General features: G+C 31.5%; 12 protein-coding genes. 1 reads left to right on the forward strand and 11 read right to left on the reverse strand.

Annotated elements, in window-relative coordinates; translation table 11 throughout:
* Nucleotides 1-21 precede the first annotated feature (21 nt).
* From pruA to map, 7 genes are all read right to left on the reverse strand, one after another.
* Entirely contained in the window at nucleotides 22-1650 is a 1629-nt protein-coding gene (gene pruA, locus LNQ49_RS15990; protein WP_229991344.1) for an L-glutamate gamma-semialdehyde dehydrogenase, read from the reverse strand.
* Nucleotides 1651-1802: 152 nt separating this feature from the next.
* Nucleotides 1803-2189, reverse strand: coding sequence for a Co2+/Mg2+ efflux protein ApaG (gene apaG, locus LNQ49_RS15995; RefSeq protein WP_035618015.1), 387 nt, complete (start codon nucleotides 2187-2189; stop codon nucleotides 1803-1805).
* A gap of 80 nt (nucleotides 2190-2269) precedes the next feature.
* Nucleotides 2270-3523 carry a type IX secretion system plug protein gene (locus LNQ49_RS16000; protein WP_229990029.1) on the reverse strand — a complete coding sequence of 418 codons (1254 nt, stop codon included), beginning with the start codon at nucleotides 3521-3523 and terminating at the stop codon, nucleotides 2270-2272.
* 62 nt (nucleotides 3524-3585) lie between these two features.
* Nucleotides 3586-6495: a DEAD/DEAH box helicase gene (locus tag LNQ49_RS16005; RefSeq protein ID WP_229990030.1), complete on the reverse strand. Its 2910-nt coding sequence runs from the start codon at nucleotides 6493-6495 to the stop codon at nucleotides 3586-3588.
* A gap of 108 nt (nucleotides 6496-6603) precedes the next feature.
* Entirely contained in the window at nucleotides 6604-7377 is a 774-nt protein-coding gene (locus LNQ49_RS16010; RefSeq protein WP_229990031.1) for a class I SAM-dependent methyltransferase, read from the reverse strand.
* 76 nt (nucleotides 7378-7453) lie between these two features.
* On the reverse strand, nucleotides 7454-7828 hold the full coding sequence (locus LNQ49_RS16015; protein WP_229990032.1) for a GxxExxY protein: 375 nt from the start codon (nucleotides 7826-7828) through the stop codon (nucleotides 7454-7456).
* A 61-nt stretch (nucleotides 7829-7889) separates the two neighbouring features.
* Entirely contained in the window at nucleotides 7890-8708 is an 819-nt protein-coding gene (gene map, locus LNQ49_RS16020; protein ID WP_229990033.1) for a type I methionyl aminopeptidase, read from the reverse strand.
* Between the two features lie 200 nt (nucleotides 8709-8908).
* Between map and LNQ49_RS16025 the strand changes: the two genes are divergently transcribed.
* The gene (locus LNQ49_RS16025; protein WP_229990034.1) at nucleotides 8909-10153 is read left to right on the forward strand and encodes a DUF445 domain-containing protein; all 1245 of its coding nucleotides are present in this window, start codon (nucleotides 8909-8911) and stop codon (nucleotides 10151-10153) included.
* Between the two features lie 67 nt (nucleotides 10154-10220).
* On the opposite strand, the gene LNQ49_RS16030 is transcribed toward LNQ49_RS16025, so the two are convergent.
* The 4 genes from LNQ49_RS16030 to LNQ49_RS16045 are packed head-to-tail and all read right to left on the reverse strand — an operon-like array spanning nucleotide 10221 to nucleotide 15303.
* Complete coding sequence (locus LNQ49_RS16030; protein WP_229990035.1) at nucleotides 10221-11609, reverse strand: TolC family protein; 1389 nt, start codon at nucleotides 11607-11609, stop codon at nucleotides 10221-10223.
* On the reverse strand, nucleotides 11609-12955 hold the full coding sequence (locus LNQ49_RS16035; protein ID WP_229990036.1) for an HlyD family secretion protein: 1347 nt from the start codon (nucleotides 12953-12955) through the stop codon (nucleotides 11609-11611). Before LNQ49_RS16035 ends, LNQ49_RS16030 begins: the two co-directional genes overlap by 1 nt.
* Nucleotides 12956-12960: 5 nt before the next feature.
* Entirely contained in the window at nucleotides 12961-14619 is a 1659-nt protein-coding gene (locus tag LNQ49_RS16040) for a peptidase domain-containing ABC transporter (RefSeq protein WP_229990037.1), read from the reverse strand.
* 12 nt (nucleotides 14620-14631) lie between these two features.
* On the reverse strand, nucleotides 14632-15303 hold the full coding sequence (locus tag LNQ49_RS16045) for a TetR/AcrR family transcriptional regulator (RefSeq protein ID WP_229990038.1): 672 nt from the start codon (nucleotides 15301-15303) through the stop codon (nucleotides 14632-14634).
* Nucleotides 15304-15410: the final 107 nt, after the last annotated feature.

Consider the following 15410-nt stretch of genomic DNA (forward strand, 5'->3'; position numbering starts at 1 on the left):
TAGTTTTTTAAACTTTAGAGATTATTCTCCTAAAAACGGATATCTATAATCTTCTGGAGTTACAAAAGTTTCTTTTATTGTTCTTGGAGAAGCCCAACGCAATAAGTTTAATGCAGAACCTGCTTTGTCATTTGTTCCTGATGCTCTAGCACCACCAAATGGTTGCATTCCTACAACAGCTCCTGTTGGCTTATCATTAATGTAGAAGTTACCTGCAGCATTCTGTAGTTTAGTTGTAGCTACTTCAATAGCGTAACGGTCTTGACTAAATACAGCTCCAGTAAGAGCATATTCAGAAGTAGTGTCAACTAATTCTAAAGTCTCTTCCCATTTTGCATCTTCATACACATAAATAGTGATTACTGGTCCGAATAATTCGGTTTCCATTGTAGTATATTTAGGGTTTGTAGTTACAATTATAGTTGGTTCAATAAAGTATCCAACTGATTTATCGTAATTTCCACCAACAATAATTTCAGCATCAGCATCTTTTTTAGCTTGGTCAATAAAACTAGCTAATTTATCAAATGATCCTTCGTGAATAACAGCAGTAATAAAGTTTCCAAAATCTTCTGGTGAACCCATTTTCATAGATTTCACATCAGTGATTAATTGTTCTTTAATAGTTGGCCATAAACTTTGTGGAATATAAGCTCTTGAAGCAGCAGAACATTTTTGTCCTTGAAATTCGAATGCTCCACGTACAATTCCAGTTGAAACTTGTTTTGCATTAGCACTTGGATGAGCAATGATAAAATCTTTACCACCAGTTTCACCTACGATTCTTGGGTAAGTTTTGTAATGGTGAATGTTTGCACCGATTTTTGCCCAAATGTCTTTAAATACATGAGTTGAACCTGTAAAGTGAACTCCTGCAAAATCACGACTTGCTAATACAGTATCAGTAATCATTAATGCATCACCAAAAACTACATTTATTACACCGTCTGGAACTCCAGCTTCTTTAAATACATCGATGATAATTTTAGTAGAAAATACTTGGCTATCACTTGGTTTCCATATTACAACATTCCCCATCATTGCAGCACTTGCAGGAAGATTTGCAGCAATAGCAGTAAAGTTAAAAGGAGTAATCGCGTAAACGAAACCTTCTAGAGGTCTGTATTCAAGGCGATTCCAAGTTGTAGAATCTGATTTTGGTTGATCTGCATAAATTTGAGTCATGAACTCAACATTGTAACGCAAGAAATCAATCAATTCACAAGAAGCATCAATCTCTGCTTGGTGAATGTTTTTTGATTGTCCAATCATTGTAGCTGCATTTATTCTAGCTCTGTAAGGACCAGCAATAAGTTCAGCAGCTTTTAAGAAAATAGCAGCACGTTGTTCCCATGCCATATTTGCCCATGCATCTTTTGCTTCAAGTGCATTAGCGATTGCTTTTTCTATATGTGTTTTTTCGGCTAAGTGGTAAGTTCCTACTACATGTTTGTGGTCATGAGGAGCTGTTATGTTTTTAGTATTTCCGGTTTTAATCTCTTCACTTCCAATATATAAAGGAACATCAATTTTAGAGTTCCACATTGAAGTATAAGCTGCTTGTACTGCTGCTTTTTCTGGTGAGTTTGGTGCATATCCTTTTACGGGTTCGTTTACCGCTTTAGGTACATGAAAAAATCCTTTTAGCATATTGTTTAAAATTAGATAATTAGACAAATTAACAGTTGGATAATTCATTTTATACGAATTATCTAACGCTCTACAAAAGTACGAAGGTTAAATTAATAATCTGATAATTTTGTTATAAGTTAATTATAAAATATTTCTATGCGATAAAGAAATTAGTTCAATGCAAATGGTGCACACATTCTAAAAGTAGGCACTATAACTTTGAAAATTTTTGTAGTTGTAAAGTTTACCATATTGAAATATCCTTTCATTGCTCCGTATGGAGATGATAGTAAGCAACCTGAACTGTAGGTATGAAATTCGCCAGGTTTTAAAACTGGTTTTTTGCCTATTACGCCTTCACCATCAACTATTTCGATATCATTTAATGAATCAAAAATTTCCCAATGGCGTGAAGTAAGTTGTACAGAATCTTTGCTATGATTTTCAATAGTAACTACATAGCTAAAGGCAAAATGAATCTTATAGTTCTTGAAGTAAGTACCTTCAAAACTAGTTAAAACGGAAATTTTTATGCCTCTTGTTATTTGAGAAACCATACTAAAGTGTTATATATGTGCGTAATAGAAGCAAATTTACAAAAAAAAATGATTTAAAAGAATCATTTCCTAAATGTTTTTTAGTTGATGATATTCAATGAGTTAGCAGATCCTTTTCCGATTACATGGTCATAACGGTCACTGCTCTCACGATAATAAACCAATATGGTATATTCATTCTCGGTTTGATAAAAATTACCATCAATCGCATTTTCAAAATCGATTACTCCTTTTCTGTCTGCTATTTGATACTGATAATTAGTAAATCCCTGCTTTATCATTATTGCTTTTTCATAGACGCCTTTCTCAGAATTATACTCCATTTTATTCTCAGGAGTTAATCCGTAATTATTGAACATTCCGTTAATATAAATGTCTTTATTAAGACGGAAAGCAGGTGCCGAAAGTGTAAAATAAACCCATGCATAATCGGCTTCAACCTCATTATTTGAGGCATTTATGTTTTTTACAACAAAGTTACCGTTTATGTCCTGATAGTTTGTGTAAGGAAAGTTTCCTCTAGCTTGGTTAGTATATAGGTAAGAATTATAAATGTCTTTACTTGAATCTACTTTTCCTACGTTGTTACCAGCGTTACGGATGTCTTTGTTCTCAAAATATAAAAATTCATTTCCTGCCCAGAATTGAGTTTCGTCATTGTATTTGTATATCAAGTCATTCCCAATAGTATATTGCGGTGGAACATTTTTTATTCCTGTGTTAAAATTACCATTTTGTAATAAAAGCACTTTTACACTTTGTAAAGGGGTTTGAAAATTAAGAGTATTGGATTTTATGGCAAAATCTAGATTGTGTTTATATTCGATATTGCTTACTGTTCGACTTCTTTTTACTTGTGCAGGAACTGTAACTAAATTTTCATAGACAATAAACTTTCTAGAAAAAACAACTTCTCTATCTTCATTCAGAATTTTTAGAATGTAATTCCCTGTAATCAATAATTGAGTGTTTGGGTTTGGGAATGAGAGCTTATAGTGTGAATATATTTGTAATGTATTAAAGGAATTGGTGTAATTGGTAATTCTTTGTCCATCGAATCCTTGTAGGTAATCAGTTTTAGGAATATCAGATGGAATCCAATTATAATTACAGTGTGTTATTTCGTAGTAATAATCAGCTTCATTGCCAAAAAGATCATCAAATTGTAATTGAATTTCACTTCCTAATTCGAATATCGGAACAACATTTTGTCCGCTTTGTACAAACGTAACCGTTTTGATATTATATGGTGGGGTAATTTCAGATTGTACTTGGGCAGCTGCCGAAGTAAAAACAAAAACAAAAATTAATTTTCGGAGGATAGATTTTAGCATAATATATTACGTTGCAAAAATGTAAATATAACAAATAATGCAACGTAATAGTATGCAGTTTTTTAAGAACCTAATATGTATTCTAAATTAACTCCAATCTCGTCGTTAATATAACTTTCTTCTAATAGGGAATCAGATAATAGTTTTTTGTTTTCCTGTAGTTTAATTATTTTTTCTTCTACTGTGTTTTTCGAAATAAATCGGATAACATTTACTTTGTTTAATTGCCCAATTCGGTGTGCTCTTCCCACACCTTGTTTTTCAGCAAAAGGATTCCACCAAGGATCTAAGAATAGAACATAAGAGGCTTTGGTGATATTTAAACCAACACCACCTGCTTTGAGTGAGATAAAAAATAGTAAAGGATTTTCGTTTGTCTGAAACAGATTTACTTGTTGTTCTCTTTTCTTAGAAGGAGTTTCGCCTGTAATCTCACAAAAATCTATTTTGTTTTCTTTACACCAATTCGTGTAAAAGCTCAAATTGGTAACGAACGAACTGAAAATGATTGTTTTTTGTTTCCCTTTTACTAAATTTTCTAGATAATTAGTGACCGCAATATATTTTCCAGAATCAATTTCTGACTCCTGATCTACCATTTTCGGATGATTGCTCAACTGTCTTAACTTCATCAAAGTATTGATAATGCTAATTTTGTCTGGGCTGGAACCATCTGTTTTTAGTAAAAAATTACGTGCTTTTGATTTCTCTTTTTCATATAATTTCTCTTGTTCAGGATCCATTTCGCAGTAATAAATCTGCTCTGTTAATTCAGGCAAATCTTTTAAAACCTGCTCTTTGGTTCTTCTTAAAATATAAGGCTGAATTAGATTTTTTAATTCTGATAAACTGATTTCGTCTTGTTTCTTTTCAATTGGAATTTTAAAATTCTCTGCAAAAAAATTATAAGTGCCCAAAATGTCTGGATTTATAAATTGCATTTGCGACCATAAATCATCCAAAGAGTTTTCGATTGGAGTACCGCTTAGCGCTATTTTGTGAGCTGTATTTATTTTGTTAATCGCTTTAAAAATTTTAGAATTTTTATTTTTAATATATTGACTTTCGTCCAAAATTAAATAGCGAAAATTATATTTTTCTAAAATAGAAATATCGCGATGAATGATGTTGTAGCTAGTGAAAATTAAATCTGTTGATTCTAATCTATTCACTAATAGTTTCCTGTCGTTACCAACATATTGCATTTTTGAAAAATGTGGTGTGAATTTTTGAGATTCGTTGTACCAGTTAAAAACCAACGAAGACGGTAAAACAATCAAGGTTTTTAAGGGGGCTCTTTCGATAATAGTTTCATTTTGAAATAAATCAAAATTTGTGGTTTTTGTTGTAAATCCAAGTTGTTCTTGTACTGCAACCAAAACAGCTAAGGTTTGTAAAGTTTTACCAAGTCCCATATCATCGGCCAGACAGGCACCTAAATTGGAGTTAAAATGACTTAAAAGCCATTTTACACCATCAATTTGATAAGGTCTTAAAGATGCTTTTAGTAAATCAGAAGATACATATTCAGCTTCTTGAATTGGATTTACATCGTTCTTGATTTCTGGGATCGCATCTAAAGCAGCAAAATTACTTTTACGCAAAAGCAGATTTCCATTTTCTGTTTTGGTTAATTTTGCCAGCGAACTATATTTACTAAGCCATTCTAAAGGAATTAAAAAATAGTTTCCATCAGGCAATAAAAAGAGCCTCTCTTTGTTTTTTATATTTGGAATAATTTCACTGAAGTTGATTGTATAGGCTCCAATAGAAATGATTATCTTGATGTCAAACCAATCTTCTTTTGTTTCTCCTTTCGAAAATAAAACAGTGTGGTTTTCTGTAATGATTTCTTTGCCTTCCAGTTGTAAATTTTGGATTGTAAAACCTAAGTTTTCTAGCTCTTCTTTACGATTAATAACCAGTTGAATATTAGCATAAGGATCGGGAGTTTCTGTATCTGAATTCCATCCAAATAATTCGTTTTTAATTTTTACGAAACCAATTTCAAGTAGTTTTTCGGTGTATAAATCTTCGTCTGCGCTTCGTTTAAACTGAATTATTTTAGGCTCATTAGCAAGGCTAAAATCAACAAACGTATGTGTTTTTTTAGTTTTACTGGCATCAAATGAATACCCATTATAATCGAAATGAAGGTTGAGATAGTAGCAATTTTTAAAGAAATCATAGACGGGTTGAATCGTACATGAAATAATTTTATCACGTAGTTCTATTTCAAAACCTGTTGCTTCAATGTCAGTTTTCTTGGCTATTTCAGGAATGAAATTTTTAAAATAATCATCAACTAATCTTGATGGTATTTCGATTGATTTTTTCTTTAAAAAAGGAGAAAGCTTCTTAGAGTTTAGCTCTTTTAGCTGTCCTAGTTTTTTATCAATAATCAACCAGCCTGGTTCGTCCAGCAGCATATCAATACTACTATTCATAGGTGAAAATGTAGTTTCGTTTTCTTTTAGAGATAGGGTATATGTAATCCCTTCTGAATGTTTGTCAAATTGAATTTGAGGCTCAAAATCGAGAGGATTGATGCTAACTCGCGAACGATAAAAATCCTTTTCAGCTCCCATGTTAATAGATAACGGAAATTGTTCTTTTACAATTAAGGTGTAAAAGGAATCTAAATTTAGTTGCAGATGCTGGCGAATTGCAAAATCAATTTTAGAGTCTTTTTGTAAATCAGCAATAGTTTTTGCTGATTTGATTTTTGCGCTAAATTTCTTGAAAATAAATTCAGACTTTAAAGATTCACAAGCCGTTAGTATTCTTTTGGTATTGGAATCTAAATTTTCGAAAGCAATTCCAAAACTTTTAAGAACGTCTGTACTTGCTTTTTTATTTAAATAACTGATTTCGTTGGTTTCTTCAACAATATAAGCGGTTGGGATATATGCATTCAGATTTTTTTCAAAACTGACGTCAAAACAAAATTGAAATGATTTAGGAAGTTCCAAGATTAGTAGGTTTAGTTTTAATTTGGGAAGTTGTCTAAAATTTAAAAAGTTTTCAAACTATTGCTATTTTGAAAACTTTTTAGATGAAATTATATGGAGAAAAACGGTTTAGTTTTCCTGTTTAAAGCAAAGTGGGATAATTTCGCCTTTGGCTAAACAATATTTTTCGACTAGTTCTGGAGTTATTCTGTTGGTGTAATCTTCTTCAATAACTATAAAACCAATGCTTCTTAATTTGTCAAAATAATCACGTCCGTATATACGTACATGGTCGTATTGTCCGAAAATTTTAGCACGTTCTTTTTGATCAGTTATTGTGTCATCTGCAAAAGTGGTTGCTCTTGACAAATCTTGTGGGATTTGTAAAACAGCCATTCCACCTGGTTTTAAAACACGAAATAATTCCTGCATGGCTTTGGTGTCATCTGGAATATGTTCTAAAACGTGATTACATAATATAACATCATATTCGTTATCCTTGAAAGGTAGATTACAGATATCTGCTTTTACATCTGCCAAAGGCGAAAATAAATCAGTTGTAGTGTAATCTAGGTTTTTCTGTTTACGGAATAGTTTGTAGAAAGCTTGTTCCGGAGCAAAGTGCAATACTTTTTTTGGAGCTGTAAAAAAATCGGTTTGATCGTTTAGATACAACCATAACAAACGATGTCTTTCTAGAGAAAGAGTACTTGGTGATAATACATTGTTACGTTGTGTTCCATAACCATACGGTAAAAACATTTTGAAACTTTTACCATCTATAGGATCAGTAAATTTATCTCCTTTTAATGTAAAAGCTAAAATTGGGCGTGCCACATAACTCAATCGAATTAATAATGGACGTGGAATGGTATTAAGAACTAGTTTGAAAAGTTTTTTCATAAATTTTAAACACGAATTTCACTAATTAACACAAATTAAAAAAAATGCGAAATGTAAATTTCATGGATTTCAATGGTTAAAGTATTATTCTACGATATTTAAGGCTATCTTCTCCAAAATTAACTAATAAGCCTAATTTATTTTTTGAAGCAGCTAAGTAATTTAATGTTTGTTTTATTTCACTATTAGAAAGACTTTGTATTGCTTTTAACTCTAAAATTATTTCGTCAAAAACTACAAAATCAGCAAAGTAATAACTTGGTAAAATAACATCTTTATATGATATGTTGAATTTTGATTCTCTATTGTAAGAAATGTTATTTTTCTTAAATTCATATTCCAAAGCATCACCATAAACAATTTCACTATGTCCTTTTCCAAGAATCTTATGAACTTCCATGCAAAGACCTATAATTTTATATGATTCTTCTTTTAAATAAAGATCATCCATTATTATGTTTTTGTTTTAGATTTTCTGAAATTTTAATTTGTGTTAATTAGTGAAATTTGTGTTACAATATCAAGGGCACTTTTCTAAACTCATCTTCTTCATTACTCTCGATTCCTAATGCTTTATAGATGTAAGCAAATGTGGATAAGATTTCTGGTTTACCATCGATTAAAGCTACATCATGCTCAAAATGGGCACTTGCTTTTCCGTCTGCGGTTGTAATTGTCCAGCCATCTTTATGTTGCTTTATATTTCTTGTACCAAGGTTGATCATTGGTTCAATAGCAACAACCATCCCTTCAACAAAAAGTTTACCTCTGCCTTTTTTTCCATAATTAGGCATTTCTGGATCTTCGTGCATTTTTTGCCCAAGTCCATGACCAACTAATTCACGAACAACTCCGTATCCATGTGCTTCAGTGTATTTTTGTATTGCGTTTCCAACATCTTCTACGCGGTTCCCAGCTTTAAATTCACGGATTCCCACATATAAAGACTCTTTAGTAACTTGTAGTAGTTTTTTAACTTCTGGAGCAACTTCTCCTATTTCAAAACTATAAGCATGATCTCCGTGATAACCGTTTTTGTATGCACCACAGTCTACCGAGATAACATCACCACTTTTTAAAGGAGTGTTATTTGGAATACCATGAACAACTTGTGAGTTTGGACTCATACATAACGAGTTTGGAAAGTCGTATAAACCTAAAAAACTAGGTACTGCACCGTGATCACGAATGAATTCTTCGGCTAGTTTATCAAGATATAATGTGGTAACTCCTTCTTTTATCTCAGAAGCAATCATTCCTAATGTTTTTGATACGATTAAGGCACTTTCGCGCATTAATTCTATTTCTTCACGTGATTTTACAATAATCATAATTTCGGATTTTCAGATGGCAAAAGTACAATTTTTATATTGTTTTTTTAAAATAGCTTTTCTATTTAATTGGATCAATCATAATTCTAGTCCTATAGTAATCTATAAATATATAGAAAGTTTGTAAAATTATCTTATTAAAATGAAATCACTTGTAGAAACAATTGAATAAATTAGCTTATTAATTAATTCTTCATGTCATGAAAAATAGTAATAACCAAGAGGGTAAAAGCAAGGCAGCTGGTTTGATCAAAATGAAAAGATTTGCTTTGGGAGTATTGGGAGTAGCTGTTATTCTTTTTCTAATTGCAATTTATTTTAAAATAGGCTGGCTTAAAGCTTTTAGTGAAGCAGCTATGGTTGGTGGAATTGCTGATTGGTTTGCAATAGTGGCGTTATTCAGGCATCCTTTGGGATTGCCAATTCCGCATACCGCTTTGATACCTAATAATAAAGATGCTATTGGGCAGAATCTTGGCACTTTTGTTTCTGACGAGTTCTTGATTAAAGATAAATTAGAAGCAAAAATTGAACAGTTTAATTTTGCGGAAAAAGCAGCTCATTGGCTTTCTGAAAAAAATAATGCCAATACGATTGCGTCCTTAATTATTGAAGATGTAATCCCAGGGATTTTAAAAACAATTGTTGATGAAGATGTTCAGAAATTTATTCAGGTCAAATTTGAAACCAAATTGCGAGAAATAAATTTTGGAGAATGGATTGCAGTTGGATTGGAGTCTTTGAGTAAAAGCGAAAAACAGGAGCAATTAATCACCAATGTTCTCAAAATACTTACAGAAGAATTGCAGAATAATAGGGATGTAATTCGTGAAAAAGTAAATAAATCAACTCCTTGGTACACATTAGGGGTAGCAGACAAAAAAATTGCAGATGGTATTTTTAATGGACTTTATGAGTTCATTGACGAAGCAAAACATTCTGATAGTTCTATTCGAAGAAAAATAAATGCATACGTTCTTGATTTTATTTCTGAATTAAATAGCTCGCCTGAGTTGCAGCAAAAAGTAAATGATTTAGTTATCGATTTTGCTCATAAAAGCGAAGTAAAAGAGTACGTCAATGCAATATGGAGTCAGATAAAGGATGCAATTACTACCGATTTAGAAAAAAAGAACGATTCTAAAATAAAAAATAGAATCATTAGTATGGTTCAGAATTTTGGAATCAGCATAAAGAATGATCCAGTTATGTTAAGTAAAATAAATGATTTTATAAAAATTGATTTGCTTGGTATTCTTTTGAAAAATAAGCAGATGATAGGGGACTTAATAGCTTCGTCAGTAAAGAGCTGGGACAAGGAAGAGATTTCTAATAAACTAGAATTAGAAATAGGTAAAGACCTTCAATTTATTCGCATTAACGGAACTGTAGTAGGAGGGTTTGTTGGACTATTGATTTATTTTGTAGAGCACATTATTACCTAGATTCCTTTTAATAAAAAAGAGACAAGTTTTAAGGATTGTCTCTTTTTGTTTTTTCTTAAGTTTAGTTTTAATCAGGGTTTGCCATAATTTTAAAGAGCTCAGAATTTGAGATGTAAAATCGGTTTTCTAAAGCAATCGCTGCAAGTTTAGCACTTACTAAATTATTTTCCCGAGTATTAATTAAAAACAAAGAGCTTTCTCCAAATGAAAATAAGCGTTCTTCAGAGAGGAGCATTGTAATATTGTTTTCGACTAAATCTTTGGCAAGTTTCTTTTGTTTCAACAGTGAAGTGATTTCTGTTTTTTGCGCAATTATCTTATTTGTTAGCTGTACTTTTTCTAAAGCCAAAGCAAATTGATTTTCTTGAAGTTTGTATTTTGCTAACTTCAAACTCCCGCGTTCTTTTCTTAAAAATAAAGGGAAATAAAATTCTACTCCAACTTTATAATCTTGAAAACGATAATTATCTATATAGCTGGGTTCAGATAAATAGGAGTAGCCTACATTTATTTTGGGCAGCAGCATATTTTGTTTTAGATCTTTTTCTACATTCAAAATGTCTATTTTGTTTTGTAAAGCACTTATCTTAGGATGAGTATCTAAGCTAATGTCTTTTTGTAATAGATCATTGGTTTTTAGAGTCTCTTGCAAGCTGTTTTCTAATGTGGCTTCTGGTATAAGATTTTCTGAAATTTCTAAAGGAATATTGTTTTCTAGCCAAAGAAAATTAGATAGTTCTAGTTTGGATTTGGTTAGTTTTAATTTAGAATCTTCAAAGCTAAGTTGTCTGTTTTTTAAACTAATTCCTGCTTCTATACTGTCTATTGCAGGTTTGTCTCCTTGACTTATTAAAGACTTAATTGCTGTTAAGCGTATTTCAGCATTATTATTGTAGGTTTCGTACAGCTTCATCTCGTCAAAATTCTTCTTCCAATTAAAATAAGCGATCGAAGCATCGTATAAAATAGCAATGGCTTGAAGTTTTCTTTCGGATTCGCTTAATTTTATTTGAATTTTGGCTTTTCGAACATCGGCCATTCTTTGATTAATGAACAATCCTTGCCCAATAGGTACACTGATTCCAAAAGAGGTTAGTCCTTGATTTGGAGTTGTATTCTCGGGATTTAGATAAACGCCTTCGTTATTGTCAAATCCTGCCTTTAATTCTATTCCATACCAAGTTGGAATTTTAAAACTACTGTTTAAGATGGAGTAGTATTCTTTATCTTTAAATTCTTTTTTACTGAAATCTACTTCAATTTTTGGGTCGAAACCTCCTCGAGCCATCATTAAATTTGCTTGAGCTTTACTTAGTTCTAAATTAGCATTTTTAACCAGAGGGTGGTACTTTTTCACATATCCGAGAAATTCATTATAAGTGAATTCTTTTGAGATTGGTTCTTGGCCAAAAAGGGTAAAACCAATAAATAGAAAGGCTAAATATATCGGTTTCATTATTTTTTTTCTTTAGTGTTTTTTGTCTCGCTTTTATAATAATTAGGAGGGAATCCGTTGAGAGTTCTCCATATCTCAAACCAAATTGGGACAGTGTCTAATAAAGCAAGTGTTTGTGCACCAGAGCCAATGCTAAGTTGTTTTGGCCATTTTGCCTCAGATGGATCTGGAGCAATAAGTATTCTGTACTTACCATTTTCGCTAATAAAATTTTCTATAGCTACTACTTTTCCTCCAAATGTTCCATAAGAAATGTCGGGCCATCCAGAAAATACAATAGTTGGCCAACCATCAAACCAGATGCGTACTTTTTCTCCTTTTGACATTAAAGGCAAATCGATAGGGTTTATAAAAGTTTCAACAGCAATATCATATTCAGATGGCATTATAGTCACAATTGGAGTTCCTTCTTTTATGGTTTCGCCTATACCCGCCATCAAAGCTCTGTTGATGTATCCATTTTGAGCTGCTTTGATATAGTACATGCCATTTCGAACACTGTAATTTACGTACTGGTTTTCTAATTTATTGACCTGAGCTTCTGTATCAAATTTATTACTCAAAGTTGTAAATTGATCGCTTTTTGCTTTAGCTATTTTTTCAGAATATTCAGCAGTAATCCTGTTGATCTCAACTTTAGAATTAATGTATTCATTTTTACTAGTCAGGTATTTGTTTTCCTGAGTTATAATTTTAGCATCAACATCTTGTAATTTCAAGCGTTTTTCCTCAACATCAGTTAGCGGTTTTAGTCCTTCTTTGTTTAGTTGTACTGAACGATTGTATTGCGTGTTTGCAATTTTTAATTGAGTTTTTACTGCAATAAGGTCAATGCTGTCACTTTTTATTTTAAAAAGAGATTGTTTTACTTTATTTTTTGCTTGTTCTAATTTTAAGTTTTTCTCGTTTTCTATAAACTCTATTTGTTTAGAAAGAGTGTTTACTTTTGAGTCGTATGATTCTAATGAGTGCTTCTTTGCATTTACTTGGTTTTTGGTGTTCTCTACTAAATTTGGATCCATGTAGTCTTCCTTTATCTCAGATATGTACATGATGGTATCTCCCTTTTTTACAAAATCACCTTCTTGTACGTACCATTTTTCAATTCGACCAGAAATAACACTCTGAATAGATTGTGGTCTTTGGTTAGGCTTTAGCGTTGTTACAGCTCCTGATCCAGAAATGTTCTGTGTCCATGGTAAGAAAAGAGCAATTATTCCAAAGATTGAAGTCCCAATTATTATTTTGTTTAAAATTTTATAATGAGGTCTGTTGCTTAGGTTTTTTACAGTTTCATACTTGTCAAGAGGCTGTATTTTCGTTTTGTTGTCAGAAATATTTAGCATAACTTTTATTTTTTTTGATCAAGTATGACGTGACCGTTTTGCATCGTTAATTTTCGAGTAGATTTAGTTTCCCAATAAGGGTTCTTAGAGGAAACAATAATGGTCCATTTGTTTTTGTCAGAAGTTATAAAATCGATAATCTCATTGGCAACTTTATCATCCATAGTATCAGTTGGATCTTCATAAAAGAGGATTTTTGGTTTATGGATAATGCTTCTTGCTAAGAGTAATTTTTGAGCATTAGATGATGATAACTGCTGTCCTTCAGGAAAAATATGAGTGTCTAACCCTTTTGGTAATTGCTTGATGAATGAGCCAAGTTGAACCCCTTCAATAGCCCATTTCAGGTCTTCTGAATTTATTGTGGGGTCATTAAAAGTTAAGTTTTCTAAAATAGTTCCCTCAAATGGAGTTTCATTGTAATTGATGTAACTAATCTGTGAGCGGTATTGCTTTAAATCTATTTTTTTATAGGTGTCATCATTGATATAAAGGGAGCCAGAATTTTGTTTTAGAACGCCTGATAATAATCGAATGAGTGTTGTCTTTCCGGAACCGTTCTGGCCATCAATTACTACTTTTTCGCCTTGTTCTATTTTAATATTAATGTTTTCTAAAATATAACTTTCTGAATCTGGAAATTTAAAATTTAAGTTCTCGGTTTCTAATGTTATGTTAGTATAATAAGTGTCTTTTTTTGAATCTGAATATTCTTCTAATTCTAAGTCAGTGATTTGTCCTATTTTTTCAACAGAACTCAAAACGTCATAGAAAGTCTGAAGTCCTAAGATGATTTTTTCAACAGAGTTTATTACAAGTAAGATTATGATTTCGGCTGCTACAAATTGACCAATATTCATTTCCTGACTCAGTACTAAAAAACCTCCGATGGATAGTAAACCAGCACTTATTATAATTTTAAAAATGATTAATTGTGAGAATTGTTTTTTAATAACACTAAAATGTTTCTCACGATAAGTAAGGTAATCAGTGATTAAGGTGTCGTTTTTTTGAAGTGCAAAATCATGGTTGAGTTCGTTGATAAAACTAAAGCTATTGCGTGCTATTTCCTGTAACCAACTCACAACATTGTATTTGGCTTTTGATTCTTTTAAACTTGTTTCTATACCAGGATTGTAAGAGAATTTAAAAATAAAGAATAAAAGTAAAAGCAAAAGAACTCCGAAAACAATAAAATAAGGATGGTATAGGGATAGCAAAATAATTCCAAAAACAATTTGAAGCAAGGCTGCCGAGAAATCAATTAATAATTTTGAAGTCCCTTTTTGAATGGTTAGTGTATCAAAAAATCGATTTGTTAATTCTGGAAGGTAATGCCCATATATTTGGTTTGATTTTATTTTTGGTAGTCGAGCAGCAAATTCAAATGAAAATCGAACAAATATCTTTTGTTGTAAATTTTCGGTAATACGTAATTGCATTAAAGATAAAATTCCTACCAGAGCAACACCAATCACAACCAATATAATAAGTACAATCCAAGAAGCACTTACTCTACCAGATTGTATAAAATTTATGATTGCTTGAATACCTAACGGAAGTGATAAGCTGACTAATCCTGCAAAAATTGCATAGAAAAAAATTTGATAGATATCTTTTTTATCTAGCTCTAGTAAATTATAAAATCGTTTTATTGGAGTCATAATTGTTGTTTTTTAGCGCAAAACGTTTTCTGCAAGGTTTAAGTAAAATTGGGTAGTGGTAACAGTTTCATTGCAATCTGTGATTGTTTTTAAATGATCCGTCAGGAAATGTTGGTGTAAACTTCCTTCGACAATAGTCGATACTAAAGATTTTGCAAAGGGATATTCTGGGTTAACTTCCTTCACAATAGCAACAATTCGATTAATAACTCTTTTGTATATTAAGAAAAAGCCTTCTTTGTTTTCTTGGTCAACTTCCTTGGTATGAAGTGTTTTTGTGAATTCTGCAATTATAATTTTATTTAAAATTGCCTCATTAATATGTTCTGTTGATGTGTCGTCTGTTATTTTTTCGGTAACAATGGTTATGGCTTTATTGAGCTTTTCTTTCTTGTCTACAATGTTAGTAGTGCTAAAGACCAGCTTGTATTCCATCCAGCTCCAATACCAAGAAGATAGGTAGACTAATAATTTGTGTTTGTTTTCAAAATAACGATAGATAGAACTTTCGTTAGAGCCTATTTCTTGACCTAATTTTTTAAATGTAAAGTTATCAAAACCAATGGTATCAATGAGAAGAATACTTTGTTCAATGATTTTTTTTCCTAATACAGATGTTTCAGGATCTTTTACATAGATCTTTTCATTGACTTGGATTTTTAAATTTGATAGTATAATTTCCATAATAGTTGTTTATAATGCAAATGTAATAGTATTACTTTCAATTATGCGAATATTTATCTTTAATTTATGTAAAAAAAAACTGCTCTTATGATTAAGAGCAGTTTTTT

The organism is Flavobacterium pisciphilum (assembly GCF_020905345.1).
Lineage (GTDB): Bacteria > Bacteroidota > Bacteroidia > Flavobacteriales > Flavobacteriaceae > Flavobacterium > Flavobacterium pisciphilum.